This window comes from Pseudomonas sp. QLc11A, assembly GCF_052112305.1.
Taxonomy (GTDB): domain Bacteria; phylum Pseudomonadota; class Gammaproteobacteria; order Pseudomonadales; family Pseudomonadaceae; genus Aquipseudomonas; species Aquipseudomonas laurylsulfatiphila.
Genome location: NZ_JAVAJJ010000019.1, coordinates 82,896 through 108,479 on the forward strand (window position 1 = coordinate 82,896; position 25,584 = coordinate 108,479).

Sequence of the window (25,584 nt, forward strand, 5' to 3'; positions counted from 1 at the left end):
TGGATGGGTACCGCTTCGACATTCGTCGTGGTGTTGGGTTTTGTCCCGGTGACTCAGGCCGAGGACTCTGCGGAATTGGCGAAGAAAGCCCTCAACCCGGTCGCGGCGATGTACAGCCTGCCGGTGCAGTACAACTGGGACCAGAAAATGGGGCCGACCGGGGAGGGCATGCACAGCGTGACCAATATCCAGCCGGTGCTGCCGTTTGCCCTGAACGAGGACTGGAATCTCATTTCTCGCACCATTTTGCCGATCATCGATCAGCACGGCCTGGCCCCCGATGGCGCGGCGGACAAATCCGGCACCGGCGATATCACTCAGAGTTTTTTCTTCTCGCCAACCAAGCCGACGGCAAGTGGCTGGATACTCGGTGCCGGCCCGGCGTTGCTGATACCGACCGGCAGTGACGAGTTGCTTGGCAGCGAGCAATGGGGCCTGGGCCCGACAGGGGTGGCGTTGAAACAGTCCAATGGCTGGACCCGCGGCATTCTGGCCAACCATATCTGGGGCCTGGACGACAGCCCGCCGGACGATAAGGAAAAGGTCAACCAGACCTTCCTGCAACCCTTCCTCTCGTACACCACCCATACGCTCACGACCTACGGGGTCAACACCGAGTCAACCTACAATTGGCAATCGCGGGAATGGTCGGTACCGGTCAACCTCACGGTCACCCAATTGTTGAAGATCGGCGGTCAACCGCTGACGGTGCAGGCCGGCCCGCGCTACTGGCTCGACAGCCCGGAAGACGGGCCGCAAGGCTGGGGCTTTCGCGCCGCCGTGACGTTCCTGTTTCCACGCTGATACGCCGTTTCGGACGGCCTGGAGGAGACACCCCATGGACCGATTCACCGGCGGTTGCTTGTGCGGCAAGGTGCGCCTTGTCGCATCGGGGCGCCCGTTTCGGGTTGGCGTTTGTCACTGCCTCGACTGCCGCAAGCATCATGGGGCGCTGTTTCACGCGTCTGCGATATTTCATCAGGATGCCGTGACGATCGAAGGCGAAACACGTGACTACGCCGGGCGGCATTTCTGTCCGCACTGCGGTTCCTCCGTGTTCGCGCGCAGTGCAGATGAAATCGAAGTGAACCTCGGATCCCTGGATGCCCCGGACCAACTGACGCCGACCTACGAGAGCTGGGTCGTGCGGCGTGAGGCCTGGCTGCCGGCGTTTGCGCTCACACGACGCTACGAGCGCGATCGGGATTCTACGGGGCGTTTTGAAGACTAGCGGTCACGCATTGCGGTACGCCAGGTCTTGAGGCACTGGGTGTCCGGTTCAACGCTCAGTGAGTGTTCAGCACCGCACCGCACCGCACAGAACGATCGATGCAGCGAATCTCGCCGCTACTCAAGCAGCTGATCGATCAACACCGCGTTGGTATAAATCAGGCTGCCATCGCTCGCACGATGCCCGACCAGATGAAACTGACCGCGTTCGTGGTGCAGATAGACGCGCATCTGACAGTCGGACAAGGGCGCGTATCCCTCGGGCATGATCAAATCCATCGATTCCATATCGACATCGACCATGGCTTCACGCTCGTGGGTCTTCTGCAGACGCTCTTCGGCCTCTTCCAGACGCAGATGGAGAGGTCCGTCGACGTAGAAATGGACTTCCCCCATCGGGGTGGACTTTTGGTCGCTGCTGGTTTTGCACCAGCCTTCGATCGTCAGGGCACTCATGACGAAACCTCCCATGTGGATTGCTGGACCCTGTGGCTATCGTCCCTGCTCAATGTCACCACATTCGTTTGACGACTCTACAAGGGCAGGGTTCGAACGTTGCTGCCGCAAGCAGAAGAACGCTGCCATCCGTCATCAGCAATCAAGTATAGCTGGCAACCGGAACTCCCTTGGCGGCCTCACGGTACAAGCCGATGGCTCTATACTTCTTACTGACTTTAACGCCCGGACGGGTGGTATTTGTCAGCCCTGCTTGGACGTCAGTGGCGATGCTTTTTGCATAACCAATGAACAACAGGAATAGGATGAAGAGCAAATGGCAATAGCAATTGTCTTGATACTCATCGTTATTGCCTCCGTGCTATTCCACATACTGGCGCCCTGGCATGCGACACCGGCAGCGTCCAACTGGGGATCCATAGACACCACCCTGTTCATCACTCTGATCATCAGCGGAATATTTTTCATTGCCATCACGGGATTCATGGCGGTAGCGGTGATTCGGTATCGTCACAAGGCGGGTTCCAGGGCGGCCTACCAGCCGGAAAACAAAAAACTGGAAACATGGCTGATTATCGTTACCTCGGCAGGTATCGCCGGGATGTTGGCGCCAGGTCTGGTTGTCTACAACGATTTCATCCGGGTACCGAAAGATGCCTACGAACTGGAAGTGGTCGGCCAGCAGTGGCAGTGGGCCTTTCGTTTTGCCGGGCAAGACGCAAAGCTGGGCAAGTCGGATATCAGGTTTGTCGACGCCGCCAATCCCCTAGGTCTTGATCCCAAGGATCCTGCAGGCCAGGACGATGTGCTTGTCATGAATAACGAAGTTCGCCTTCCGCTCGATCGGCCGGTGAAAGTTCTACTGCGCTCTAAAGATGTTCTGCACGATTTCTATGTACCGCAAATTCGCAGCAAGATGGATATGGTGCCAGGGATGGTGTCGTACTTCTGGTTTACGCCGACTAAAACCGGAAAATACGAAGTCCTTTGCGCTGAGTTTTGTGGTGTAGGTCATTACAACATGCGTGGCCACATGATCGTGGAAGAGCAGGGCGTCTTCGATCAATGGCTAAAAGGCCAGCCGACTTTTGCACAGACATTGACCACAGCTGCCAAACCCGGTCGAGACAGCGTGCTGGAAAAAGGCCGCCAGTTAGTCGAACAGTACGGCTGCAAGGCCTGCCATAGCCTGGATGGCAGTGCCAGTCTCGGCCCGGGATGGAAAGGGCTGTACGGCCGCACCGAGCAGCTTGCCGATGGCACCAGCGTGCGGGTCGACGAGGCCTACCTGAAAGAATCGATTCTCGATCCGAAGGCCCGCCTGGTACAGGGCTACCCGCCGGTCATGGTGGCCTATACTCTCAAAGACGACGAAATGGGTGCCGTCATCGCCCTGATCAAATCATTGGGTGCTGATCAAAATTCGAATGGCGAAGCGTCGAGTCCGGGTGAAGACCTGGTGGCGCAGGGGCAGCGACTGGCCGGGTCGCTTGGCTGCCTGGTCTGCCACAGTGTCGATGGCAACAAGGGCGTAGGCCCCAGCTGGAAGGGTCTGTATGGCAAGACCGAAACCCTTGCCGACGATACGAGCGTAAAGGTCGATGAGGGCTATTTGAAAGAGTCGGTTCTTCATCCCAATGCCCAAATCGTCAAGGGCTACGCAGCCGTCATGCCAGCCATGGCTCTGAGTGACGAGGAACTGAATGCACTGATCGCTTTTATCAAATCCAAAGCGAATGCTGACGCTGATGCGACCAAGGCGGAGCCAGGGAAACAGCCGTAAAGCAGCCAGAAGCACACTGAAACTTCGGAACGAGGATGACGTGATGGCCTATGCGGAGCAAGCCGAAACAGAAGCACTGCACGAGCCCAAAAGCTTCCTGACCAAATATATCTGGAGTCAGGACCACAAGGTCATAGCCATTCAATATTCCTTGACGGCTCTGTTCGTGGGGCTTATCGCCCTGGTGCTGTCCGGCTTGATGCGCATGCAGATAGGCTTCCCCGGCAGTTTGGCGTTCATGGATGCCAGTACTTACTATCAGGCGATGACCATGCACGGCATGATCATGGTCATCTACTTGCTGACGGCCTTGTTTCTGGGGGGCTTTGGCAATTATCTGATCCCGCTGATGGTGGGCGCCCGCGACATGGTCTTCCCCTATGTCAACATGCTCAGTTTCTGGTTTTACCTGCTGGCGGTAGTGGTCTTGCTCAGCAGTTTTTTCGTCCCGGGCGGCCCCACGGGTGCCGGCTGGACGCTCTATCCGCCACAGTCCATCGCTCAGGGGACACCGGGCGTCGAGTGGGGCATTGTCCTGATGCTCGTCTCACTGGCGATTTTTATTGTCGCCGCGACCATGGGCGGGTTGAACTACGTCACCACGGTGTTGCAGGCGCGCACGCACGGCATGACATTGTTTCGCATGCCGCTTTCGGTATGGGGCATCTTCATGGCCTCGATCATGGCCTTGCTGGCCTTCCCGGCGTTGTTCGTCAGCGCGGTCATGATGTTGTTTGACAAGCTGTTGGGCACCAGCTTTTTCATGCCGGCGATGGTCTCGCTGGGGCAGCAGCTCGATCACCAGGGTGGCAGCCCGATATTGTTCCAGCACTTGTTCTGGTTTTTCGGCCACCCGGAAGTCTACATCGTTGCTCTCCCTGCATTTGGCCTGGTCTCCGACCTGATCAGCACCCATGCGCGTAAAAACATCTTCGGCTACCGAATGATGGTATGGGCCATTGTTGCGATCGGGGTACTGAGTTTTGTGGTCTGGGCGCACCATATGTATGTCAGCGGAATGAACCCGTACTTTGGCTTTTTTTTCGCCGTCAGCACCTTGATCATCGCGGTGCCGACCGCGCTGAAAGTCTATAACTGGGTGCTGACCCTGTGGCGCGGCGACATCCATCTGACCGTGCCGATGCTGTTTGCCCTGGCCTTTATCGTCACCTTCCTGGTCGGCGGTCTGACCGGGTTGTTTCTGGGCAATGTGATCGTGGATATTCCGCTCTCGGACACCTATTTCGTCGTCGCCCATTTTCATATGGTCATGGGGGTCGCACCGGTACTGGTGGTGTTCGGTGGTATTTATCACTGGTTCCCGAAAGTCACCGGGCGCATGTTCAACGACACCCTGGGCAAACTGCATTTCTGGATTACCTTCCTGGGCACCTACGCCATCTTCTTCCCTATGCACTACCTGGGTTTCCAGGGCATGCCACGTCGCTACTACGCCTATGAAAACTACGCGTTCATCCCGCAGTCGGCGCAAGAGCTGAATGCGTTCATTACGGTAGTCGCATTGGCCGTCGGGGTTTCCCAGTTGTTGTTCGTGTTCAACATGGCCTGGAGTGCGTTCAAGGGCAAGCCAGCAGGCAGTAATCCCTGGGGCGGGGCCAGCCTGGAATGGCAAACGCTGCACACCCCGCCGAAACACGGTAACTGGGGAGAGAAATTGCCGGTCGTGCATCGCTGGGCCTATGACTACAGCGTACCGGGGATAGAACAGGATTTCGTGCCGCAAACGGTCTCCGCCGAGGAGCTGGAGCAGATGCGGCAACTCAGTGCCGGGACTAAAATAGCGGACGTCAAGACATGAACAGGCTGCTATTGAGAAACGCCGACGGCGCTGACCCCGGCGGCAGTTGGAATCGCGACCCTGAGGGTGTTCAGGCCGCCGAGGACGCCAATAGAAGTCAAATCGCAAGAGTGGGCTTGAGCTTGTTTCTGGTGGTGGTGAGTTCGTTATTCTTCCTCTTCCTGATCGCCTTTGTCGCCCGTTCGCAAATGGTCGACTGGTTACCCCTGACAGAGCCTTTGGCACCCTTAGGCAATCTGCGGCCGCTATGGCTGAATTCGGCTTTTCTGCTATTGAGTAGCATCGCACTGCAGTGGTCGCGCATGACTGCCCGAAAGGCTCGGCCGGTCGCAACCGTGATTAGTTTTGCACTGGGGGGCGTTTTTGCAATTGCCTTTCTGGCGGGGCAACTCTGGGTCTGGCAGCAGTTTGTCGCCTGGGGCTACCTTGTCGCCAGCAATCCGGCCAACAGTTTCTTCTACCTGTTGACCGGCCTGCATGGGCTCCACCTGCTGGGCGGACTGATCGCCTGGTGCTGGATCGTCGCCAGATTTGTGCGTCATGTGCCATTGGCGCAATTGAGCGCCAGCGTAGAGCTCTGTGCCATCTATTGGCATTACTTGCTGGGGCTCTGGTTCGTGCTGTTCGCTCTGCTGGCCAGCTCGCCGCAAACCTATGAAGCCATCGCCAGATTCTGCGGCCTGAGGTAAACAGCCATGGCAGCGCACCCGCAAGCCCAAGTCCACGCCCAGGTCCAAGCCGAGACCAGTTCGTCCAATCCAACAGGCTCGCCACCTGCGCCGGGATGGCAAGGCATCGCCAGCGACTGGTCCTCGGACAAAGACGCCTTCAAGCAGGTGCCCTGGGGCAAGGCGATGATGTGGATATTCCTGCTCAGCGATACGTTTATTTTCACCTGTTTTTTAACCGGCTACATGTCAGTACGCATGACCATCACTACGGCCTGGCCGAATCCGAGTGAAGTGTTTGCATTGACGATCGCAGGAGCGGAAATCCCGCTTATTCTGATTGCCATCATGACCTTCGTGCTGATCAGTAGCAGCGGCACCATGGCCATGGCCGTTAATTTCGCCTATCGCCGTGATCGTACGAAAACGACTGCCATGATGCTGGCGACCGCTGCCTTGGGTGTGGCTTTCGTCGGCATGCAGGCATTTGAATGGAGCAAGCTCATTGCAGAAGGGGTGCGTCCGTGGGGAAACCCCATGGGGGCGGCGCAATTTGGTGCCAGCTTCTTCATGATTACCGGTTTTCACGGGCTGCATGTGTCAATCGGCGCCATCTACCTCAGCATTGTGGCGCTGAAAGTAATGCGCGGAGATTATGAGCGCTCCGGAAACTATCAGAATGTCGAGATAGCCGGGCTTTACTGGCACTTCGTGGATTTGGTGTGGGTGTTTATTTTTGCTTTCTTCTATTTATGGTAGAGGAGCACAGGTGATGGCACATGCTCAGGGACAGCAACATCCAATCAGTTTGTACCTCAAAATCTGGGGGCTGTTATTCGTCCTCAGCACGCTGTCGTACCTGGTCGACTATTTCCACTTCCATGGTTACCTTCGGTGGTCCCTGATCATCATTTTCATGCTGTTGAAGGCAGGTTTGATTGTCTCCATCTTCATGCATATGGCCTGGGAGCGGCTGGCGATGGTCTACGCCATATTGGTACCACCTTTGTGTTTGCTGGTGCTCGTCGGGCTAATGGCCACCGAGGCGGACTACATTTTCCTCAGCCGGGTCATTTTCTTTGGTCAGTAAGCAGTTTTCGGATGGCCTTGAGTCTCCAGGCGCTAACCCGATATCACTCGCTTGAACTGATGCCATTTGTGCTGCCAGGCCACTGTCCAATGGGGGGCTGCCGCTCCAGTACCGGCGATCGTCAGCTTTGGATGTTGTTTGATGACCTGATCCAGTATCGATTCCTGGTTCGGCTCGACATCGACGAAGAAGATATGTTTACCCTCGCTGACTACCTGCTTGAAATTGCGGAAGTGAGTGTTCGGCACCTGGAACCCGAAAAAACCGCCTTCCCAGATGCAGAAACCCAAAATGACAATGGAAAGGAAGATAAAGGGCATCCAGCCTGCGGCGGATTCGGTCCAGCCCATCCAATAGGCGCCACCCAGAACCAGTGCCGCCAGTGGCAAACCGATCACCGCGCCAATCTCACCCGAGTGAACAGCATCCTGTTCCATTAACGAGTTGACCTCGTGCAGGTGATGTTGTTCGACATCGGCAACGTTTTCACTGAGCACATGAATCTGTTCGGAGTTGATGCCGCTGGATTCCAGTTCATATTCAACGGTTTCAAGATCGTTGAGATTGTCACTGATGTAATAGTGCCGATTCATGCCACACCTCCCGACTCGCGTTTGCTGTAGACCTCCTTTGTCCGGCAGCGGTCAACCTGGGTTGCACACTTCATGCAATCTGAAAAAAAGTATAGCACTCGCCTCCCTGCGGGCCGGTCGCTAGTTGATCTGCACTATGACCGGACCTTCCGTCACGATCGGCGGGTTCGCGTGGATATGCGAAGTGTTTTTCTGAATCCACTCACGCGCAACTTTCAGGCTCGCATCACTGCCGGCCTTGTCCATGCAAACAGTGATCGAAGTACCACCATCACCGGTATTGAGCAGTGTGTAGCTAACGAGACCAGGTACTGTGCGCAAGGTCGCTTCGATGTCGACGCTGCGCTCTTCCAGAAGCTCGAATAGCTGCTTGGCTCCAGTACCCAGGTAGGTTCTTATCACCGCATACATGGTCGTCTCCTTTGAGCGTACCGTCTTGATGCCAATACAGATCCGTTGAAGTGCGCAAATCCCCGGATTTCAGGTCGCCCTGATTCAATAAGCTTAGCCAAACGCCGACGACAATCGACATGCATCGACCACCGGCCACATGGGGCCGATTTCTGCCTGTCCGATCGGAGGCGAAACACCAGCTACATCGAACATCTCGATGGGTTTAACCAACATTTCACTGTTTTTCCGATAACGCCATGTCGCGATAATTCGCCTTCAAAAGTGACGGGAAGGGCAGCGTGATGGCGAAGGAAGGAGTTTATACCGGTACAGCCAAGTGGCTGCATTGGGGCATGGCCCTGATCTGGTTGGGGGCCTGGGTCATCGGATTTGTGGCGACGCATTGGCGCGACGAATTCAATGCCCACCATGAACTCACCTACGTGCACAAGGCGATGGCCAGCACGCTGCTGTTTCTCATCGTCGTGCGTATCGCCTGGCGATTGAGTCACCCGGCACCGGCGCTACCCGATTCGATGAGCCCGACGATGAAGCGTGGTGCGCTGGTCGGGCATGTGCTGCTGTACGCCGTGGCCCTGATCGGGCTGCCGTTGTCCGGCTGGTACTGGAGTTCGGTCGCCGACAAACCCGTCATGGTGGCGGCGCTGTTAGTGCTCCCGCCAATCGTTGACCCCGATCAGAGCCTGTACGATCTGGCAAAGTCGGTTCACACCTACATGGCGTGGTTGTGTGGCGCCCTGGTAGGTGGCCATCTGCTGGTTGCGCTCAAGCATCACTTCGTTGAAAAGGATGATGTGCTCAAGGGCATGCTGCCCGCACGCAACCGCTGATTTACCTGGCGTTTCATTATCGACGCAATTGCACCGGACTCACGCCGAGGCGTTGCCTGAAGGTGGTCGCCATGTGCGCCTGGGAATTGAAACCGCAGGCGTAGGCGATCTCAGCCAGGGTAGCGGTCGAGTCGCGCATCAGGGCGCGGGCCCTGGCCAGGCGTCGGTCGATCAGGTAAGCATGGGGGCTTTTGCCGGTGGCGGTTTTGAAGGCCCGCATGAAATAGCCTTCGGACAATCCCAGCAGGCCCGCCATCGCCGGTACGCTCAACGGGCCATCGAGGCCCGCGTCAATGAACTCATCGAGCAAGCGCATCCGGCTGCCGGTTATCGAGCCATGGGGCGGTGTCGATACGGCTTCGCTGGCCGTCGCGCGCTCGGACAATGCCAGTGCCCAGGCCTCCCAATCGTCCTCCACGCAAGCGTGCAACAGAGCGGCGCGCATGCGCCATGCGAGGGCAGTGGCTTGCCGGTCGATGCGATTGTTGAAGGCGCGATTGCCCTCCAACGCGATACCGTCGGTGCGTATCACCCGCAGATATTCACCGCCCTTGGGCGATTCGGACAACACGTCACACCCGACCGGAACGAACGCCAGGCCGTTGGGCAGGGCATCGAAGGGTTGTACCCGGTCGCTGCCGATCGCGTGCAGGCCTCGCTGGCTGTCGAAGGCAAAGCCGATTCCCGCCTGGGTCGCTACGTATCGGGTCGCGTAGGCGCAGCCGGGGAGCAATTCGATCGCCCAGGGGCCGGCCTCGATACGGCGGACCGGTTCGGACAGCAGGGGGGGATGCAGACGGTTTCGATGGCTCATGAGCACCATAGTAGTGAAGAGGGGACACAAAAGTCAGGTCGGTTTTTTGAAAGCCTGTGTACTGCGCCCCTGTTCAGACTGGGCAAAATCCCGGAGAGACCACTCATGCACACACTGACTCGCGACGACATCGAACAGGCCGCACGCCACGTTTACCAGGTCATGCCCGCCACCGCCCAGTACCCTTGGCCCTTGCTGGCCAGGCGGTTGGGTTGCACGGTGTGGGTCAAGCACGAAAATCACACGCCTACCGGTGCTTTCAAAGTGCGCGGCGGCATCACGTTCATGCACTGGCTCAAACGCGAGCATCCGGGCGTGAAGGGCATTGTCAGCGCGACCCGCGGCAACCATGGCCAGAGCCTTGCACTGGCGGCTGGCGCACTGGGTTTGCGGGCGCTGATCGTCGTGCCGCAAGGCAACTCGGTGGAAAAGAACAACGCCATGCGCGGCTTTGGCGCTGAAGTGGTCGAGTATGGGCGCGATTTCGATGAGGCCCGTGAAGAGGCGGCACGGCTTGCGCAGGAGCACGACCTGTTCCTGGTGCCGCCGTTTCACACCGAACTGGTCAAGGGTGTGGCCACCTATGCGCTGGAGCTGTTCAACGCCGCGCCGGATCTGGATACCGTCTATGTACCGATTGGCTGTGGATCGGGGATTTGTGGCGTGATCGCCGCTCGCGATGCACTGGGCCTGGACACCCGGGTGGTGGGCGTGGTTTCCACCGAAGCGGCGGCCGCACAGTTATCGTTCGACACCGGAGCCCTGTGCGAAACGGCCTCGGCGACCACCTTCGCCGATGGCCTGGCCGTACGCAAGCCGGTGCCTGAAGCCTTTGCCGTCTATGCGGCAGGTGCGACGCGAATCGTTGCAGTCAGTGACGCGCAGATAGCCGAGGCCATGCGCGTGTATTACACCGATACCCACAACCTGGCGGAAGGGGCCGGTGCGGCGGCGCTGGCGGCGCTCATGGCCGAGCGTGAGGCCATGTCGGGAAAAAGGGTGGGAGTCATTCTGTCCGGTGGAAACGTCGACAGATCGGTGTATGCGGGCGTGATTGCGTGAAAGGGGGCTGAAACCTGGTCGCATAAATTTGAAATGCACGGCATTGCCCGACACAATCGCGCCCCGATCCGGCCAAAGGCGCCGGACGTTCGTGGTGAGAAGGGGCCGCAGTTGAACGAACAGACATTGTCCATGCGCCTGGAGCGCGTGGCGGCGCATGTGCCGGCCGGTGCGCGCCTGGCCGATATCGGCTCGGATCACGGCTACCTGCCGGTGGCATTGATGCGCCGTGGCGCCATCACGGCGGCGGTGGCCGGGGAGGTGGCGTTGACGCCGTTCCGCGCGGCCGAACGCACCGTGCACGACAACGATCTGGAGCAACGGATCAGCGTGCGCCTGGCCAACGGCCTGGCGGCAATCCTGCCGGGGGACGGGATCACGGCGATCAGCCTCTGCGGCATGGGCGGCGAAACGATCCGCGATATCCTCGACAGCGGCAAGGCCTACCTGAGCGGGCAGGAGCGCCTGATCCTGCAACCCAACGGCGGCGAGCAGCCACTGCGCCTGTGGCTGATGGAAAATGGCTATCGCATCCTCTGCGAGGAAGTGCTGCGGGAAAATCGTTTCGACTACGAAATCATCGTCGCCGAGCGCGCCGGGCCGGTGATCTACACCGCTCAAGAGTTGTACTTCGGCCCGTTGCAGATGCAGGCCCGCAGTCCGGCGTTCCTGGTCAAGTGGCAGCGCAAGCTGCGCCAGAAGCAGAAGACCCTGAGCCAATTTGCCGGGGCGCAGCGGGCCGTGCCTGAGGAAAAGGTGCAGGACATCGCGCGCCAGGTCCGGTGGATCGACCAGTTGCTGGCCTGATTCTGTTCAGCAAGCATCGAATGGCGTGCCTGCGTACGAGGCAAAACTTGCTATTCGCAGGGTAAAATGGCGTGAGCTCCGCGGGAAATCCGCTTTTTTTTCGGCGCGGGAAATGAAACGGTTCAGCCGCTTGGCAACGGTGGTTTCAGCCAATGAAAGCGGCCTCCCGAGGCATTAATGGCAGTACCGTTTGTCGTGGTTTTTGTTCGAAAAATGAACAATTGGGGTATTCTGGGCTCTGATCTTCCAGCAGGCGGACCCCTTGAGCTTCGCACTGCACTCCCTAGTAAAATGGACGTATACCTCATCTGCATTGAATGAAATGCACATGGGGATTTTTTTTACCTGAGACCTGGAGTGATATTATGCCGTCATCACTGACTCGCTGGGCGAGTCGCTCTCTCTTGTAATACCCAAACTATTTGAGTTGCTTCAATCAATGTGAACTTTGATTGTGCAGGCGTGATTATTTAATTCACGTGCCTGGGGCATGGTCAATTCACACTGCCGCAATAAGTGGAGATGTAAGCGTGGATATTAATACAATGATCGGCCTGCTTGGCCAGAAAGAATCCATGGAGTTTATGCGTTTAGGAGTGGTTTACGTACACCTGTTGGCATGCTGCGTAGCCATTGGCCTGGTGTTTGCCAGCGATGTCGCAATGGTCAAGGATCTATTGAAAGGCCGTGTGTCGTCCGGGCACGATAATGATCATATGGCCAGTCTCCAGAAGTCTGTTTCCAATGCGTTGTTATTCTTGTGGATCACCGGTGCGGCGATTATAGGCATTGATTACCTTGAAAAAGGGATGACCTATTTTGCCAACCCGAAACTTCAAGCCAAAGTCATTATTGTCTTGTTGCTGACATTCAACGGCATGCTGTTGCACCGCTATGTATTGCCCGCCATGCTCAAGGCCGGTTCCTTGCTTGATCTGCCTATCAATGTGCGAATGTTTGCCCTGTTCTCTGGCGCACTGTCGGGTGTTTCCTGGCTGTATGCCGCGATGCTCGGTGTCGGTCGACCGCTGGCCTGGAAATACTCGCTGACTGAATTGCTGATGGCCTATCCGGTATTGATCGTGCTCGGCTTTGCGACGATGGTGGCGCTGACCCAGTGGGCGCGCAATCGCAACGCGGCAGCGCCGGCTGAACAGACTACCTGGCTGTTCGCTGGAATTCCTGCGCGATGAGCTGACGAAAGTCCAGGTGAAGACGGGTTAAACCGTTAGAACCCTGCAAACACCAGACCCCCTCCCTGTGAGGGGGTTTTTTTTGGGTGCTTCACGCATAACCGGGGAATTGCAGGCGCTGGCTTGCCAGCGATGGTCGTTAACGATAACGCGGGTGAACCGGATAAACGCGGCGCATCTGAGTCCATCGCCAGCAGGCTGGCTCCTACAGTTTTAGCGTGGGAACGGTCCTTTGTGGGAGCTGGCTTGCCAGCGATGGTCGTTAACGATAACGCGGGTGAACCGGATAAACACGGCGCATCTGAGTCCATCGCCAGCAGGCTGGCTCCTACAGTTTTAACGTGGGCACGTTCCCTTGTGGGAGCTGGCTTGCCAGCGATGGTCGTTAACGATTACGCGGGTAACCCGGATGAACGCGGCGCACTTGAGACCATCGCCAGCAAGCTCGCTCCTACAGTTTCCCAGCGTGGGCACGGTCCTTTGTGGGAGCTGGCTTGCCAGCGATGGTCGTTAACGATAACGCGGGTGAGCTGGATAAACGCGGCGCATTTGAGTCCATCACCAGCAGGCTGGCTCCCACAGTTTCAGCGTGGGCACGGTCCTTTGTGGGAGCTGGCTTGCCAGCGATGGTCGTTAACGATAACGCGGGTGAACCGGATAAACGCGGCGCATCTGAGTCCATCGCCAGCAGGCTGGCTCCTACAGTTTTAGCGTGGGAACGGTCCTTTGTGGGAGCTGGCCTGCCAGCGATGGTCGTTAACGATAACGCGGGTGAACTGGATAAACGCGGCGCACTGAAGTCCATCGCCAGCAGGCTGGCTCCTACAGTTTCAGCGTGGGCACGTTCCTTTGTGGGAGCTGGCTTGCCAGCGATGGTCGTTAACGATAACGCGGGTGAGCTGGATAAACACGGCGCATTTGAGTCCATCGCCAGGAGGCTGGCTCCTACAGTTTCAGCGTGGGCACGGTCCTTTGTGGGAGCTGGCTTGCCAGCGATGGTCGTTAACGATAACGCGTGTTAACCGGATAAACGCGGCGCATTTGAGTCCATCACCAGCAGTTCCCGGGAATGCGTGAAGAACCTTTTTGTCCATGGCCGAACGTTGTCCACTCATCCCTTGATCCGGCGAGGGGCAGGGCAGCACGCTCGGTCGCGAACCCTCCGTTCATCGCCAAGGCATAAAATAAACTTTGACATCATTGGGGCTTTGGTTGAGTATTCATTCATCGCATACGATTAAGTCGAATGCGATAGCAAACAAAAACAACCCTTGCCGTTTGGAGATTCAGCCATGAACACCGGAAGCCGCCGCACTCTGTTGATCGCTACCGTTCAAGCTTCCCATGGCCATAACGGCAACAACTGGATCGTTGCACAGGCCAATTGACGAACGTTGTCTTTTTGAATGCCACATGCATCGCATGCGATACTATCGTACAAACTTTAAACCCTGAGGAAATCCCCATGAGCAAAATCGAAAAAGTACTGGCAACCGGCAAAACCCACACCACCCGCAGCAATGTCGGCGGTCACAACGGTAACCTCGATATCGTCCTGTCGTCACCGGGTTCCACCCAGCCAGCCCACGTCTTTGCCGCCACACAGCCGCATCCGAAAGCCGAGCAACTGTTCGCCGGAGCCTGGTCGGCCTGCTACACCGCAGCAGTGGGGCTGGTGGCCCAGGAACGCAATATCGTATTGCCGGCGGACATGGCCGTCGACATTGAAGTGGACCTGGGCCAGACTGGTCCGGCCTACTTCCTTCAGGCCCGACTGACCCTGCGCGTGCCCGGGCTGGCACAGGATGTCGCGACCGAACTGGCGCACATCGCCGACTCCATCTGCCCTTACTCCAAAGCGACACGCGGCAATATCGATGTTGCCCTGAACGTGATCACGGCGTGACGTGCGGACGCATCATTGATATCGCATGCGATGCAAGCGCATACGAATTTAACTGATTGTAATCTTGAGGGAATCATCATGAGCAAGATCGAAAAAGTGCTGGCCAGCGGCAAAACCCACACCACCCATAACAGCGCAGGCAATACGTCGCGCGGTCATAACGGTAACCTCGACATCGTGCTGTCGTCCCCCGGCAACGACACACCGGCACACGTGCTGACCGCCGTCCAGCCGCACCCGAAAGCCGAGCAACTGTTCGCCGGCGCGTGGTCGGCCTGCTACATCGCAGCGGTAGGGCTGGCCGCCCAACAAATGAAGGTGACACTGCCGACCGACACGGCCGTCGACATTGAAGTCGATCTGGGCCAGACCGGCGCGGCTTACTTCCTCCAGGCCCGACTGACATTGCGCGTGCCGGGGCTGGATCATGGAGTGGCGACTGAACTGGCCCACAACGCCGATGCAATCTGCCCGTACTCCAAGGCCACACGCGGCAACATTGATGTCGACATCAATGTCTTGACGGCCTGACCCGCTGCACGGCCGGTTCAATGGGAATTTTCCCGGTGAACCGGCCGTCGGTGTTTATGCACACTTCCGATACCATCGTGTACGACGTATAGTTTCAGTCTCGCAAGATTGCCCCTGAGAACGTCCATGAAAAACACCGCCAAGATATCCGCCCTGGATCTCAAACTCTCCGACTTCCTGTGTTTTGCCGTCTATTCCACCAACCTGGCCTTCGGCAAGGCCTACAAGCCGATGCTCGAACGGCTCGGCCTGACCTACACGCAATACATCACCCTGGTCGCGCTGTGGGAAGAAGACAATCAGACCGTCGGCAGCCTTGGCGAAAAGCTGTTTCTGGAATCCAACACCCTCACGCCGATCCTGAAGAAGCTCGAAGCGATGGGTTATTTGCAGCGCCAGCGCGACCCGGAAGACGAACGCCAGGTACGGATCAATCTCACAAAAGAGGGGCGAACACTGCGTGAAGGCCTGCGCGAAGACGGCTTCCCGCAAACCGGCCTCGATCCTGACGATTTCGTGCAAATGCAGAAGGCCATCGTGAAGTTACGGGGCAATCTCATCCGTACGACGAAAGACAGGGAGTAGGGGGCATCGACTCAAGAGGCTGAGTGGTCCCCGATTTCGGTGTGAGCGCCCCCACAAACGGGGCGCTATTCCCCAGCAGCATCCACGTCAGCATCAGCACGGCATTTCAACTTTCGACGAATGTTTGCAGGGACCTTCCGGCCCTTGCTCATATTTTGTTACAGCGATGGCAGGGTAATTGCTGAGTGAGCGTGTCCCGTTCATGAAAGGTGCAGCGTCGGCAAGCTGTGGAGCTGTAAGTACCCCATTGAGTGATTGCATGTAACCATCGGTTTGCATCACGAAATACCCCTGGCGACTCAATAGAAGTACTGCAGTCATCCTCTGCAAACCGTCCAGAGGAATTGCCATGAGCCACACCAGACCAACGTGTGCACAGTTAGCGCTGCACGGGCTATCGGCCTTGATTGTTCTATGGACGATCAGCGCCGGGTCTTACATGGCAATGTTCAACGTACCGCCAGGGGTCAAGCTGGCCATTGTCGACTTGAACATTTCCCTGGCGTCATTGTTCATACCGTTGTTCCTGGCGCTCAAACCTCTGGCTCGCCGTTTACTGTTGTTCCTGGCCTGCCTTCTGACGGTAACGCTGGCGGCGGCCGACGAACCGCAGAGCAGCAACAATCAGGGCAATGACAATCAGAGCAATGAGAAGTGGCTGGAGCCGGCACGCTCCAGGCTCATGCGTGTGACGGGCGGGATGCCGTTCTTTCCGCACCGGGCCAATACCACCGGTAACCTGGTGTTGAATGTGAAGGACTTCGACAATGCTCAGGTCTGTGGCGCTTGTCATACGGAGATCTACAGGCAGTGGCGCTCGTCGATGATGTCCCAGGCCTGGGATGAACCCATCTATCGGGCCTTGCTCAAGCGTGCGAGTGCGGCCACCGAGGGCAAGGTCGATAACTTCTGTACCGGCTGCCATACCCCGATCGGTCTCACGACCGGGCAGATCACTTCGCAAGTCAACCGCTCCTCGATTGAAGACAGTGAGAAGAATCATCCGATGCCCGGGGTCGACTGCGAGACCTGCCACAACATCAGTGCCCGCACGGGCCTCGATAACGGGGCCTATGTCATGAGTCCGCGGGCACACGGTAAACCGACCAAGTTCGGTCCGCGCAAAGACGCCGTTTCGCCTTATCACGACACGGTGTACTCGGCTTTGCACACCCGCTCGGACTTTTGCGGCACCTGCCACAACGTCACGCATCCGTTCAGCAGCGTGGCGGTGGAGCGCACCTATGACGAATGGCAGGAGAGCACCTACAGCCTTAACGACATCACCTGCCAGAGCTGCCACATGCCGGGTTTCAAGGGCAAGGCCGCGATCATGGGGCCGGAACGCGAGTCGGTCGCCTCGCATTGGTTCAGTGGGGCCAACGCGATGATGCTCAACCATCTCGGTCAGGAAGAGGGCGCGCAACGGGCTCGCAACATGCTCGCGCGCGCGGGGGAAATAACCTTCGAGCAATTGCCGGCAGCGTTCGTTGCCGGGCAATACACCTCGGTCGCCGTCAAGGTTTCCAATGTCGGCGCAGGGCACAAGCTGCCGACCGGCTTTCCGGAGGGACGGGAGATGTGGATCGATTTCCGGGTGCTGGATGCCACGGGTCGCGAGATCTACCGACTGGGTTCGATCAAGGACGGCAAGACCGAAATCAACACGCGAAATTTCAAAGTGCATATAGGCGACAAGGACGGCAACCCGCTGGACGTCGAGGTCTGGAATGCCACGCAGATTCTCTCGGACAACCGAATTCTGCCCAAGGGCTACGATATCGGGGAGTTCTCCTTCCTGGTGCCGGCCGACGCCGTCGGGCCGCTGACCCTGACGGCCGACCTGAACTACTGGCCGTTTTCGCAGAAACTGGCCGACTACCTGCTCGGCAAAGACAAGGTGCAGGTGGAAATCACCCGGATGGCCAACGTCACGCAGAGCGTACCCCTGTCGACCAGTCTGCCGGTTGTCGGGGCGGATACGGGTGCAGTGTCGACGCCCGGGCTGGCCCCGGTCATGCCAGGTGACAATCAGAAGGCCACTGAAAAGAATCGTTTTGTCACCTTCAGACTTCGTTAAGAATTGTCTTTGATACTGCTCCCCAATTGATCCGGGGAGATGTTTTTCAATGTCCGACTTCAACTGGAACGTTCAGTTGCCACTGCGCTTTGGCCTGACCGAAGCACAGCAGATGCATCTTGTCAGGGCCTTGCCGGACGCCCCGCAAAGGGGTGTCTTCGAAGCCTTTATCCAGCAACGGTTTCGCAGGGCCCACGGTGCCGATGTTCGTCACTTCATGCCGCAGCTGTTTGGCATGAGCGACGCGTCCGGCACGCTATGCGCGGTGGTTGGCGTGCGTCTGGCGAGCGGCGGACCGCTGTTTCTGGAAGGTTACCTGGACGAGACGATCGATGCGCTGATCAGTGCCGCGGCCGACCAGACCGTAAGGCGCTCAGCCATCGTCGAGGTCGGCAACCTGGCTGCCAGCGACACCGGCAGCGCACGGATGAGCATCATCGCGATGACTTACCTGCTGGCCATGGGGGGGCTGGAATGGGTCGCTTTCACTGGAAACCTGGGGCTGGTCAATAGCTTTCATCGACTTGGCTTGAAACCCGTAACCCTGTGTGCTGCCGACCCGGCGCGTCTTGGCGAAGACCGCCACGCCTGGGGCAGTTACTACGAAAGCAAACCGTGGGTTCATTTCGGCAATATTCGTTCCGGTTTCATTCATTTACGCAACACGGGCCTGTTCAGTCGCCTGGGCTTGCCGACCTCCATTGAAGGGGTCTGCCATGTCGCCTGAAATGGAACGTTTCAAACAGATCCTGCGTCATCATGCTGAGCAAAAAACCAACGCCATTGCCTTGTGGGACGACCATCGCAAGCTTGACTACGCCACGCTCTATGCCGAGGTCAGTTATCGTCAGCAACGCCTGCGCGATGAGCGGGTCAGGGTGGTCGCCCTGGCACTGGACAATGGTATCGAGGCCATGCTGTGGGACCTGGCCGCGCTGTTCGAGGGTTTGACCTGCGTGGCCTTGCCGCCTTTTTTCAGTCCGGCGCAACGCAAGCATTGCCTGGAGCAAAGCCAGGCCGAACACGTCATTGCCGAACCGCAATTGCAGGACGAACTGCAAGCCGCTGGATATCAGAACTGCGGCGAGTTCTGGAACCGCACGTTCAGTGGCCCGAACCGGATGCCTGAACGCACCGCCAAGTTGACCTTCACCTCCGGCACCACAGGCACACCCAAGGGCGTGTGCCTGAGTGCCGACAGCATTCTGCGGGTCGCTCGCGAGCTGGATCAGGCCAGCAAACCCACTGACCCGCAACACCACCTGGCGCTGCTGCCGCTGGCCATTCTGCTGGAGAACATCGGTTGTTACGCCGCACTGTATGCCGGGGCCACCTTGAGCCTGCCCAGCCAGAAAACCCTGGGGATTGCAGGCGCCAGCGGTGTGGAGGTGCCGAAACTGTTGGGATGCCTGGCCAGCCGCTCGCCTCAGAGCCTGGTCCTGGTGCCGCAGTTATTGCTGATGCTGGTCGGTGCTGCCGAGCAGAAGGTTTTCGATCCACAGCACTTGCGTTTTGCCGCCGTGGGCGGTGCCCGGGTCAGTGAAGATCTACTGCATCGCGCTGAACGCGTGCGCATACCCGTCTATGAAGGTTACGGGCTGTCCGAGTGCGCATCGGTGGTGTGCCTCAATCGCCCGCAAGCACGGCGCCCCGGCAGTGTCGGACGGCCATTGCCCCATGTGGAGATTCGCCTGGCGGATGACGGAGAAGTGCTGATCAAGGGTTCAACCTTGCTGGGCTATCTGGGAGAGGCGCCGCACACCGCCCAGTGGTGGCCCAGCGGCGATCTCGGCGAGTTCGACGCCGAGGGTTTTCTCTACCTCAAGGGACGCAAGAAGCATCAGTTCGTGACCAGTTTCGGGCGCAACGTGAACCCCGAGTGGGTGGAAGCCGAGTTGACCCAGCGCGGGCCTGTCGCCCAGGCCTTCGTCTATGGCGAGGCGATGCCTCACAACCATGCGCTGCTCTGGCCGCATCGCCCGGACTGTACCGACGAACAACTGGCCACCGCCGTGGCCCAGGCCAACGAGGCTTTGCCCGAGTACGCCCAGGTCCATCACTGGAGTCGGCTCGACCAACCCTTTACCGCCACCAACGGTTTGCTCACCGCCAATGGCCGGCCCCGCCGTGACGCCATCATCGAGCGCTACCGGCGGCAATTGACCGAATCTGCATTTTCCGAGGAATCCGCACCATGAGCTTTTTTGACACCTTGCAACAAGCCACTGAGCAAGAGCGCAATGAGTTGTTCAACCTGCCGATCATCCGTGAAGCGCTGCAGGGCGATGTCAGCCTGGAAAGTTACCGGGCCTTTCTGGCACAGGCCTATTACCACGTGCGCCATACCGTGCCGTTGATGATGGCCTGCGGAGCGCGCCTGCCATTGCGTCTGGAATGGCTGCGCAAAGCGGTCTGTGAATACATCGAGGACGAATACGGCCACGAACAATGGATACTCAATGACATTCAAGCCTGCGGCGGTGACAGGGACGCTGTACGGGACGGGCGCCCGTCATTGCCGATCGAACTGATGGTCAGCTTCCTCTATGACCTGATTGCCAGGGACAATCCGGTGGGACTGTTTGGCATGGTCAACGTACTCGAAGGCACGAGCATCGCCCTGGCGACCCACGCCGCCGGCAGTATTCGCCAGCGCCTGGACTTGCCGGAAAGCGCCTTCAGCTACCTCAGTTCCCACGGCTCGCTCGATATCGAACATATGCAGACCTACCGTCGACTGATGGACACGCTGGATGACCCGCAAGACCAGGCCGCCGTCATTCATGCCTCCAAAGTGGTGTACCGGCTCTACGCCGATATGTTTCGTGGCTTGCCGCGTAACGGGGAGAACCTGCATGCGCCTGTCTGAAGCCCGCGTCGTGTTGACCGGTGCCAGCGGCGGCATCGGCCTGGCCATCGCCACTGCACTGTGCGCCAGTGGTGCCCAGGTGCTGGCCGTGGCTCGCCATCGGGAGCCCCTGGTGCCGTTGCTCGAGCTTTATCCCAATAATCTGTGTTGGATCCGTGCAGACCTGACGTTGCTCTCCGACCGCCGCGAGGTGCTGGCGCGGGCCCAGAACATCGGCGGCATCAACCTGCTGATCAATGCCGCCGGAGTCAACCATTTCGCCATGCTCGAACAGCTTGACGACAGTGAGATCAATTCGATGCTCGCGGTGAACATCAGTGCGCCGATGTGCCTGACAAAACTGATGTTGCCGCTGCTCAAGCAAGCCGACAGTGCCATGGTGGTGAACGTCGGTTCGACCTATGGCTCCATTGGCTACCCAGGCTACGCCAGTTACTGCGCCACCAAGTTTGCCCTGCGCGGGTTCTCCGAAGCCCTGCGCCGAGAGTTGGCGGACACCCGGGTCAGTGTGCTCTACGTCGCTCCGCGAGCGACCCGTACCGGCATGAACAGCCCGGCAGCCCAAGCGCTCAATGATGCGCTCAAAACCAATGTCGACGATCCGCAAACCGTGGCGGCCGCGGTGACTCACGCCATTGCCGGTGACCGTCGCGACTTGTACCTGGGCTGGCCCGAGCGTTTTTTTGTACGCCTGAACAGCCTCCTGCCCCATCTGGTGGACCGTGGATTGCGCAAGCAATTGCCACTGATCCGCCGCCTGAGCCAGAAACCCGACCACGAGAATCTCGAACCATGAAAAAGATCTTCGCTTGCCTGCTGCTGGGTGCATTGAGCCAGAGTGTCTGGGCGCTGGATGCTGCCGACCAGCAGCGTCTCAACGGCATCCAGCAAAGCTGGGCGCACATTCAGTATGAGCTGCCCGAGGGCCAACGCACTGCGGCTTTTGAAAAGCTGGCCGCCCAGGCTTCGAGCTTCAAGCAGGAACGCCAAGCGGTGGCGGAGGCCTGGATCTGGTCTGGCATCGTCACCAGTAGCTGGGCGGGTGCCCAGGGCGGACTGGGTGCGCTGAGCAAGGTCAAGGATGCCAAAGCCGATCTGGAAAAAGCCCTGGCCCTGGACCCCAAGGCCCTGCAAGGCTCAGCCTATACCAGTCTGGCGGCCCTCTATGACCGCGTACCGGGCTGGCCCATCGGTTTCGGCGATTCGGACAAGGCCGAGCAGTTGCTCAAGCTGGCATTGCAAATAAACCCCAACGGCATCGACAGCCTGTACTTCTGGGGCGATCACCTCTACCGTCAGAAGCGCTATGGTGAAGCCAGGGCAGCATTGCAAAAAGCCTTGCAGGCTGCTCCCCGACCTGGCCGCGAGAGCGCGGATGCCGGGCGCCGCAAGGAGATCGAAGCGTTGTTGGTGGACGTGAACAAGAAACTCGGCTGACAGGAGACCCTGTGCGTTTATTACTCGTAGAGGATGACGTGGCGCTCGGCGAGGGCATTCATCAGGCCCTGCGCCGTGAAGGTTATACCGTCGACTGGTTGCAGGACGGCAACAGTGCCTTGCACTCGCTGCTCAGTGAAATCTTTGATCTGGCGGTGCTCGACCTTGGCCTGCCACGCATGGACGGTCTCGAAGTACTCAGGCGCTTGCGTGACAGCGGCTCCAACCTGCCAGTGCTGATCCTGACGGCACGCGATGCCACCGAAGACCGCATCGCCGGTCTGGATGTCGGCGCCGATGACTACCTGATCAAGCCCTTCGACCTGGCAGAGTTGAAGGCGCGCATACGTGCGTTGCTTCGGCGCAGCGCCGGGCGTGGGCAATCGCTGATCGAGCACGCGGGCATCAGCCTCAACCCCGGTACCCAGCAAGTCAGCTACAAGGGCGAACCGGTGGCCCTGACACCCAAGGAATACCAGTTGCTCCACGAACTGCTCTCGCCACCGGGCCGGGTAATGACTCGCGATCATCTGATGCAGTTGCTGTACGGCTGGAGCGAGGAGGCCGAAAGCAACACGCTGGAAGTGCACATCCATCACCTGCGCAAGAAGCTCTCCACCGATCTGATTCGCACCGTCCGTGGTATCGGTTATCTGGTGGAGGAGCGTCGATGACCTCGATCCGGCGTCGCACCCTGACCCTGATCATTGGCCTGATGCTCGCAGGTCTGGCGGTGATCAGCGTGCTGAACCTGCATGACAGCAACCATGAAATTGCCGAAGTCTATGATGCCCAACTGGCCCAGAATGCTCGCCTGCTGCAAGGCGTCATGCGTATGCCCATGGTGAGCGAGGATCACGCAGATCTGTACAGGGCTTTCAACCAGGCCCTGAACGAGGCGACGCCCAGGGCCGACGGGCATCCGTATGAAACGAAGATTGCGTTTCAGGTCTGGAATGCCAGGAATGAAGTGCTGGTACATACCGCCAGTTCTCCGTCTTTCAGCCAACCCCCGGTCACACCAGGCTTCAGCGATGTCGTCGACCTGAACAACCGGCACTGGCGCGCCTTCCTGCTTGAAGACAAGCAGAACAACCTGCGTATCTGGGTGGGGGAACGGGACGACGTGCGCACGGACCTGGTGGACCGCATCGTACGCCATACCTTGTGGCCTAACATTCTGGGGAGTTTGATACTGGCCGCCATGCTCTGGCTGGCCATCGGCTGGGGATTGAAACCTCTGGTCAACATGGCTGCAACACTGCGGGCGAGGCATCCCGGTTCACTCGAACCCCTGCAATTGACGCCGCTGCCTACCGAGCTTGAGCCGATGCAGGCAGCCCTTAACCGTATGCTTGCGCAGATTCAGGAAGTCATGGGGCGTGAGCGACGTTTTATCGCTGATGCCGCCCACGAAATGCGCACACCACTGGCCGTGCTCAGGGTGCATGCGCAGAACCTGATGGAAGCGGCGAGCGAAGGGGAGCGTCGTGCGTCGCTTGAGCACTTGATTGCCGGGGTTGACCGTACCAGCCGTCTGGTCAATCAATTGCTCACGATGGCTCGTATCGAGCCTCAAGCAGGCGCGCAACCGCCTGTACCGATTGACCTGGCAGCCACGGTTCGCGACAGCCTGGTTCAGTTGACACCCTGGTTGTTGAGCAAGGATCTTGAATTGGTTTTCGATGTCGGCGACAACATCGGCCTTGTGAGGGTCGACCCTGCGGCCATCGACATTGCCTTGAACAACCTGGTCACCAACGCGGTGAATTTCTCCCCCCGGCACGGCGTGATCACGGTAAAGCTGGTCGAAAAGAGAAACGGCTACGAACTGTCTGTCGAAGATGAGGGGCCGGGTATCGATGAGCAGGATCGTGATCGGCTCTTCGAACGGTTCTACAGTCGCGCAAACGATCAGGGGGCAGGGTTGGGGCTGACCATCGTCAAGGCCATTGCCGATCGCCTGGGTGGACAGATCAGACTGGAGAACCGCATCGCGGGCGGTTTACGCGCCACGTTGGAAATCTGTCGCGTTTGACATTGTGCCTGGTCATGCCTGGTGCATGGCGTCCATGCGGCGGTAACCGGGAGGCACCGGTTACCGCCGCACGGCGTTGCGTCAAGACGCCTGGACGCGGTCCAGGGTCAGGCTTGCGCGGCGCTGACCTGGCCCGTGACCGCGGAATTCTTGCGCACCGCTTGATACAGCAGGCTCGATACCATGAACCCGACAATGGCCAGCAGACTCATCAACGAGAAGACGTAGTTGTAGCCTTGTTGACCCGGGAAGTGGTCGAGTATCGCGCCATAGATGACGTAGGCGAACATGCCCGGCGCATAGCCGATCAGGCAACCAATGCCAAAGGCTGAGCCTGTGATGTGCTGGGCAATGCCGACTTCACCCATCGGTGCCCAGAACACACCGCGCATGGAAAACACAATCAACGCGAAGGACAGGGTGGCCGCCATGCCAGCGTAGATGTAATCCGGGCTTTTCGGGATGAGCATGATGACGCCCATCAGCGGCAACAACGCCAGGAATGCCCACTTCAGGTAACGGCTGGAACTCTTGAACTGCTTGTCGGCAATGAAGCCGCCAGCGGGGCCGCCGAGGATCTTGAGGAAGTACTGGTTGATGATGCCGTAGGCGCCCACCAGGGCCACGGGCAGTTCGTACATTTCCTTGAGGTAGGGAATGAAATAGGTCAGGCCGCAGTACACGATGTAGACCATGAACACGTTGAGGCTGACCAGCCAGATGCCCGGCACCTTGATGGCCTCGAGCAGGTTCGACAGTCCGTTCTTCGGCTTGGCGGTCGACTGGGTTTTGCCGCTTTTGAGCAACAGCCAGGTCAGGGTACCGGCAAGAATGTCGATGACCGAGTAGAACAGGATCGCCGACTTCAAACCGTTTTCACCGGAGCCCATGGCGACGAAGACGCCCAGCGCAGAAAACGCGACCAGGGTATCGATGACACCACGCCCGCCTTCGAGCAGGCCGAACAGGCGCCCCTGTTCCTTATCGTCACCCAGGTTGCGGATAGCCTTGAGCAGCGAAGGCCAGAAGAGGCAGTCGGCACACACGGCCAGCAGGCAAAACACAACCAGCAGATTGCTGAAGGGCGGAAAGGTCGCCAGGTAAAGCCCGAGAGCGCCGGTACCGATCAGGCCGAGGGGGATCAGCTTGCGCGTGTCGTAACGGTCGGCGAGCATGCCGCCCACCACGAACAGCGCGGTGGCGATGATGGCGTTGGCGCTCAGCAGCACGCCGATTTCAGTGTGGGACAGCCCCATGAATTCCTGCATGGGGATATAGAAGGCGTCCTTGAGGCTCGCCAGCTTGTAGATGGTGCCGCCACCGAGGATGAGAATCAGGAATCTGAGCCATTTGGCCTTGTCTTGGGATGTCATTATTGT

29 protein-coding genes are annotated in these 25,584 nt (G+C 58.6%); 23 read left to right on the plus strand and 6 right to left on the minus strand.

Going from position 1 to position 25,584, the window contains the following annotated elements; genetic code table 11:
- Positions 1–3 precede the first annotated feature (3 nt).
- A complete protein-coding gene (locus Q8X48_RS24140; RefSeq protein WP_407801704.1) occupies positions 4–804 on the plus strand; it encodes a transporter in 801 nt (266 codons plus the stop codon).
- Between the two features lie 34 nt (positions 805–838).
- Complete coding sequence (locus Q8X48_RS24145; RefSeq protein ID WP_007977886.1) at positions 839–1,231, plus strand: GFA family protein; 393 nt, start codon at positions 839–841, stop codon at positions 1,229–1,231.
- 116 nt (positions 1,232–1,347) lie between these two features.
- Here Q8X48_RS24145 and Q8X48_RS24150 read toward each other — a convergent pair whose 3' ends face one another.
- Positions 1,348–1,686, minus strand: coding sequence for a hypothetical protein (locus tag Q8X48_RS24150; RefSeq protein ID WP_126045937.1), 339 nt, complete (start codon positions 1,684–1,686; stop codon positions 1,348–1,350).
- Positions 1,687–2,002: 316 nt separating this feature from the next.
- Between Q8X48_RS24150 and Q8X48_RS24155 the strand changes: the two genes are divergently transcribed.
- Genes Q8X48_RS24155 through Q8X48_RS24175 form a run of 5 tightly spaced genes read left to right on the plus strand, consistent with a single transcriptional unit; the run spans position 2,003 to position 7,046 of the window.
- The gene (locus tag Q8X48_RS24155; protein WP_407801664.1) at positions 2,003–3,469 is read left to right on the plus strand and encodes a c-type cytochrome; all 1,467 of its coding nucleotides are present in this window, start codon (positions 2,003–2,005) and stop codon (positions 3,467–3,469) included.
- A 43-nt stretch (positions 3,470–3,512) separates the two neighbouring features.
- Positions 3,513–5,288 carry a cytochrome c oxidase subunit I gene (gene ctaD, locus Q8X48_RS24160; protein ID WP_217838427.1) on the plus strand — a complete coding sequence of 592 codons (1,776 nt, stop codon included), beginning with the start codon at positions 3,513–3,515 and terminating at the stop codon, positions 5,286–5,288.
- Entirely contained in the window at positions 5,285–5,977 is a 693-nt protein-coding gene (locus tag Q8X48_RS24165) for a cytochrome c oxidase subunit 3 (protein ID WP_407801665.1), read from the plus strand. The genes ctaD and Q8X48_RS24165 overlap by 4 nt, the downstream gene beginning before the upstream one ends.
- A gap of 6 nt (positions 5,978–5,983) precedes the next feature.
- Positions 5,984–6,715: a heme-copper oxidase subunit III family protein gene (locus Q8X48_RS24170; RefSeq protein ID WP_407801666.1), complete on the plus strand. Its 732-nt coding sequence runs from the start codon at positions 5,984–5,986 to the stop codon at positions 6,713–6,715.
- A 13-nt stretch (positions 6,716–6,728) separates the two neighbouring features.
- Positions 6,729–7,046 (plus strand): cytochrome C oxidase subunit IV family protein, encoded by a 318-nt coding sequence (locus Q8X48_RS24175; protein ID WP_407801667.1) that lies wholly within the window; start codon positions 6,729–6,731, stop codon positions 7,044–7,046.
- 32 nt (positions 7,047–7,078) lie between these two features.
- Here the strand turns inward: Q8X48_RS24175 and Q8X48_RS24180 are convergent, their stop codons facing one another.
- A complete protein-coding gene (locus Q8X48_RS24180) occupies positions 7,079–7,639 on the minus strand; it encodes a magnesium transporter (RefSeq protein WP_407801668.1) in 561 nt (186 codons plus the stop codon).
- A 120-nt stretch (positions 7,640–7,759) separates the two neighbouring features.
- Positions 7,760–8,050 carry a hypothetical protein gene (locus tag Q8X48_RS24185; RefSeq protein ID WP_095966030.1) on the minus strand — a complete coding sequence of 97 codons (291 nt, stop codon included), beginning with the start codon at positions 8,048–8,050 and terminating at the stop codon, positions 7,760–7,762.
- Between the two features lie 284 nt (positions 8,051–8,334).
- Here Q8X48_RS24185 and Q8X48_RS24190 point away from each other — a divergent pair, with 284 nt between their 5' ends.
- The gene (locus Q8X48_RS24190; RefSeq protein WP_407801669.1) at positions 8,335–8,883 is read left to right on the plus strand and encodes a cytochrome b; all 549 of its coding nucleotides are present in this window, start codon (positions 8,335–8,337) and stop codon (positions 8,881–8,883) included.
- A 16-nt stretch (positions 8,884–8,899) separates the two neighbouring features.
- Here Q8X48_RS24190 and Q8X48_RS24195 read toward each other — a convergent pair whose 3' ends face one another.
- Positions 8,900–9,706: a helix-turn-helix transcriptional regulator gene (locus Q8X48_RS24195; protein ID WP_407801670.1), complete on the minus strand. Its 807-nt coding sequence runs from the start codon at positions 9,704–9,706 to the stop codon at positions 8,900–8,902.
- A 96-nt stretch (positions 9,707–9,802) separates the two neighbouring features.
- On the opposite strand from Q8X48_RS24195, the gene Q8X48_RS24200 reads away from it, so the two are divergent.
- From Q8X48_RS24200 to Q8X48_RS24230, 7 genes are all read left to right on the plus strand, one after another.
- The gene (locus Q8X48_RS24200; RefSeq protein WP_407801671.1) at positions 9,803–10,759 is read left to right on the plus strand and encodes a threonine dehydratase; all 957 of its coding nucleotides are present in this window, start codon (positions 9,803–9,805) and stop codon (positions 10,757–10,759) included.
- 111 nt (positions 10,760–10,870) lie between these two features.
- Positions 10,871–11,566 (plus strand): tRNA (adenine(22)-N(1))-methyltransferase, encoded by a 696-nt coding sequence (locus Q8X48_RS24205; protein WP_407801672.1) that lies wholly within the window; start codon positions 10,871–10,873, stop codon positions 11,564–11,566.
- A gap of 545 nt (positions 11,567–12,111) precedes the next feature.
- Positions 12,112–12,759: a hypothetical protein gene (locus Q8X48_RS24210; RefSeq protein ID WP_218503475.1), complete on the plus strand. Its 648-nt coding sequence runs from the start codon at positions 12,112–12,114 to the stop codon at positions 12,757–12,759.
- A 503-nt stretch (positions 12,760–13,262) separates the two neighbouring features.
- Positions 13,263–13,781, plus strand: a complete 519-nt coding sequence (locus Q8X48_RS24215; RefSeq protein ID WP_407802788.1) for a hypothetical protein — start codon at positions 13,263–13,265, stop codon at positions 13,779–13,781.
- A 443-nt stretch (positions 13,782–14,224) separates the two neighbouring features.
- Positions 14,225–14,665, plus strand: coding sequence for an Ohr family peroxiredoxin (locus tag Q8X48_RS24220; RefSeq protein WP_095966036.1), 441 nt, complete (start codon positions 14,225–14,227; stop codon positions 14,663–14,665).
- Positions 14,666–14,743: 78 nt separating this feature from the next.
- Positions 14,744–15,196, plus strand: a complete 453-nt coding sequence (locus tag Q8X48_RS24225) for an Ohr family peroxiredoxin (protein ID WP_015095201.1) — start codon at positions 14,744–14,746, stop codon at positions 15,194–15,196.
- A 126-nt stretch (positions 15,197–15,322) separates the two neighbouring features.
- Entirely contained in the window at positions 15,323–15,781 is a 459-nt protein-coding gene (locus Q8X48_RS24230; protein WP_015095200.1) for a MarR family winged helix-turn-helix transcriptional regulator, read from the plus strand.
- Between the two features lie 93 nt (positions 15,782–15,874).
- Here the strand turns inward: Q8X48_RS24230 and Q8X48_RS24235 are convergent, their stop codons facing one another.
- Positions 15,875–16,132: a hypothetical protein gene (locus Q8X48_RS24235; RefSeq protein ID WP_407801673.1), complete on the minus strand. Its 258-nt coding sequence runs from the start codon at positions 16,130–16,132 to the stop codon at positions 15,875–15,877.
- Here Q8X48_RS24235 and Q8X48_RS24240 point away from each other — a divergent pair.
- From Q8X48_RS24240 to Q8X48_RS24275, 8 genes are read left to right on the plus strand one after another with little or no spacing between them, the layout of a single operon-like run.
- On the plus strand, positions 16,131–17,861 hold the full coding sequence (locus Q8X48_RS24240; protein ID WP_407801674.1) for a multiheme c-type cytochrome: 1,731 nt from the start codon (positions 16,131–16,133) through the stop codon (positions 17,859–17,861). The two genes, Q8X48_RS24235 and Q8X48_RS24240, sit on opposite strands and share 2 nt — an antisense overlap.
- Positions 17,862–17,910: 49 nt before the next feature.
- Positions 17,911–18,588, plus strand: a complete 678-nt coding sequence (locus Q8X48_RS24245) for a thermostable hemolysin (protein ID WP_407801675.1) — start codon at positions 17,911–17,913, stop codon at positions 18,586–18,588.
- Entirely contained in the window at positions 18,578–20,059 is a 1,482-nt protein-coding gene (locus Q8X48_RS24250) for an AMP-binding protein (RefSeq protein ID WP_407801676.1), read from the plus strand. The genes Q8X48_RS24245 and Q8X48_RS24250 overlap by 11 nt, the downstream gene beginning before the upstream one ends.
- Positions 20,056–20,730, plus strand: coding sequence for a TenA family transcriptional regulator (locus tag Q8X48_RS24255; protein WP_407801677.1), 675 nt, complete (start codon positions 20,056–20,058; stop codon positions 20,728–20,730). Before Q8X48_RS24250 ends, Q8X48_RS24255 begins: the two co-directional genes overlap by 4 nt.
- Complete coding sequence (locus Q8X48_RS24260) at positions 20,717–21,526, plus strand: SDR family oxidoreductase (protein WP_407801678.1); 810 nt, start codon at positions 20,717–20,719, stop codon at positions 21,524–21,526. Before Q8X48_RS24255 ends, Q8X48_RS24260 begins: the two co-directional genes overlap by 14 nt.
- Positions 21,523–22,167 (plus strand): tetratricopeptide repeat protein, encoded by a 645-nt coding sequence (locus tag Q8X48_RS24265; RefSeq protein ID WP_407801679.1) that lies wholly within the window; start codon positions 21,523–21,525, stop codon positions 22,165–22,167. The genes Q8X48_RS24260 and Q8X48_RS24265 overlap by 4 nt, the downstream gene beginning before the upstream one ends.
- An 11-nt stretch (positions 22,168–22,178) precedes the next feature.
- Positions 22,179–22,841, plus strand: coding sequence for a response regulator (locus Q8X48_RS24270; protein WP_015095193.1), 663 nt, complete (start codon positions 22,179–22,181; stop codon positions 22,839–22,841).
- Positions 22,838–24,205 carry a sensor histidine kinase gene (locus Q8X48_RS24275; RefSeq protein ID WP_407801680.1) on the plus strand — a complete coding sequence of 456 codons (1,368 nt, stop codon included), beginning with the start codon at positions 22,838–22,840 and terminating at the stop codon, positions 24,203–24,205. Before Q8X48_RS24270 ends, Q8X48_RS24275 begins: the two co-directional genes overlap by 4 nt.
- Positions 24,206–24,312: 107 nt before the next feature.
- Here Q8X48_RS24275 and Q8X48_RS24280 read toward each other — a convergent pair whose 3' ends face one another.
- Entirely contained in the window at positions 24,313–25,578 is a 1,266-nt protein-coding gene (locus tag Q8X48_RS24280; protein ID WP_407801681.1) for an MFS transporter, read from the minus strand.
- Between the last annotated feature and the right edge of the window lie 6 nt (positions 25,579–25,584).

What these genes read in the sequence shown, in the direction of transcription:
- Q8X48_RS24235 (WP_407801673.1), bottom strand. Translation starts at nt 16,132, where the DNA reads ATGGCAATTCCTCTGGACGGTTTGCAGAGGATGACTGCAGTACTTCTA.
- Q8X48_RS24255 (WP_407801677.1), top strand. Translation starts at nt 20,056, where the DNA reads ATGAGCTTTTTTGACACCTTGCAACAAGCCACTGAGCAAGAGCGCAAT.
- Q8X48_RS24210 (WP_218503475.1), top strand. Translation starts at nt 12,112, where the DNA reads ATGATCGGCCTGCTTGGCCAGAAAGAATCCATGGAGTTTATGCGTTTA.
- Q8X48_RS24230 (WP_015095200.1), top strand. Translation starts at nt 15,323, where the DNA reads ATGAAAAACACCGCCAAGATATCCGCCCTGGATCTCAAACTCTCCGAC.
- Q8X48_RS24150 (WP_126045937.1), bottom strand. Translation starts at nt 1,686, where the DNA reads ATGAGTGCCCTGACGATCGAAGGCTGGTGCAAAACCAGCAGCGACCAA.
- ctaD (WP_217838427.1), top strand. Translation starts at nt 3,513, where the DNA reads ATGGCCTATGCGGAGCAAGCCGAAACAGAAGCACTGCACGAGCCCAAA.
- Q8X48_RS24200 (WP_407801671.1), top strand. Translation starts at nt 9,803, where the DNA reads ATGCACACACTGACTCGCGACGACATCGAACAGGCCGCACGCCACGTT.
- Q8X48_RS24145 (WP_007977886.1), top strand. Translation starts at nt 839, where the DNA reads ATGGACCGATTCACCGGCGGTTGCTTGTGCGGCAAGGTGCGCCTTGTC.
- Q8X48_RS24155 (WP_407801664.1), top strand. Translation starts at nt 2,003, where the DNA reads ATGGCAATAGCAATTGTCTTGATACTCATCGTTATTGCCTCCGTGCTA.
- Q8X48_RS24275 (WP_407801680.1), top strand. Translation starts at nt 22,838, where the DNA reads ATGACCTCGATCCGGCGTCGCACCCTGACCCTGATCATTGGCCTGATG.
- Q8X48_RS24180 (WP_407801668.1), bottom strand. Translation starts at nt 7,639, where the DNA reads ATGAATCGGCACTATTACATCAGTGACAATCTCAACGATCTTGAAACC.
- Q8X48_RS24220 (WP_095966036.1), top strand. Translation starts at nt 14,225, where the DNA reads ATGAGCAAAATCGAAAAAGTACTGGCAACCGGCAAAACCCACACCACC.
- Q8X48_RS24165 (WP_407801665.1), top strand. Translation starts at nt 5,285, where the DNA reads ATGAACAGGCTGCTATTGAGAAACGCCGACGGCGCTGACCCCGGCGGC.
- Q8X48_RS24215 (WP_407802788.1), top strand. Translation starts at nt 13,263, where the DNA reads ATGGTCGTTAACGATAACGCGGGTGAGCTGGATAAACGCGGCGCATTT.
- Q8X48_RS24190 (WP_407801669.1), top strand. Translation starts at nt 8,335, where the DNA reads ATGGCGAAGGAAGGAGTTTATACCGGTACAGCCAAGTGGCTGCATTGG.
- Q8X48_RS24185 (WP_095966030.1), bottom strand. Translation starts at nt 8,050, where the DNA reads ATGTATGCGGTGATAAGAACCTACCTGGGTACTGGAGCCAAGCAGCTA.
- Q8X48_RS24240 (WP_407801674.1), top strand. Translation starts at nt 16,131, where the DNA reads ATGAGCCACACCAGACCAACGTGTGCACAGTTAGCGCTGCACGGGCTA.
- Q8X48_RS24260 (WP_407801678.1), top strand. Translation starts at nt 20,717, where the DNA reads ATGCGCCTGTCTGAAGCCCGCGTCGTGTTGACCGGTGCCAGCGGCGGC.
- Q8X48_RS24140 (WP_407801704.1), top strand. Translation starts at nt 4, where the DNA reads ATGGGTACCGCTTCGACATTCGTCGTGGTGTTGGGTTTTGTCCCGGTG.
- Q8X48_RS24250 (WP_407801676.1), top strand. Translation starts at nt 18,578, where the DNA reads ATGTCGCCTGAAATGGAACGTTTCAAACAGATCCTGCGTCATCATGCT.
- Q8X48_RS24245 (WP_407801675.1), top strand. Translation starts at nt 17,911, where the DNA reads ATGTCCGACTTCAACTGGAACGTTCAGTTGCCACTGCGCTTTGGCCTG.
- Q8X48_RS24195 (WP_407801670.1), bottom strand. Translation starts at nt 9,706, where the DNA reads ATGGTGCTCATGAGCCATCGAAACCGTCTGCATCCCCCCCTGCTGTCC.
- Q8X48_RS24170 (WP_407801666.1), top strand. Translation starts at nt 5,984, where the DNA reads ATGGCAGCGCACCCGCAAGCCCAAGTCCACGCCCAGGTCCAAGCCGAG.
- Q8X48_RS24175 (WP_407801667.1), top strand. Translation starts at nt 6,729, where the DNA reads ATGGCACATGCTCAGGGACAGCAACATCCAATCAGTTTGTACCTCAAA.
- Q8X48_RS24265 (WP_407801679.1), top strand. Translation starts at nt 21,523, where the DNA reads ATGAAAAAGATCTTCGCTTGCCTGCTGCTGGGTGCATTGAGCCAGAGT.
- Q8X48_RS24225 (WP_015095201.1), top strand. Translation starts at nt 14,744, where the DNA reads ATGAGCAAGATCGAAAAAGTGCTGGCCAGCGGCAAAACCCACACCACC.
- Q8X48_RS24280 (WP_407801681.1), bottom strand. Translation starts at nt 25,578, where the DNA reads ATGACATCCCAAGACAAGGCCAAATGGCTCAGATTCCTGATTCTCATC.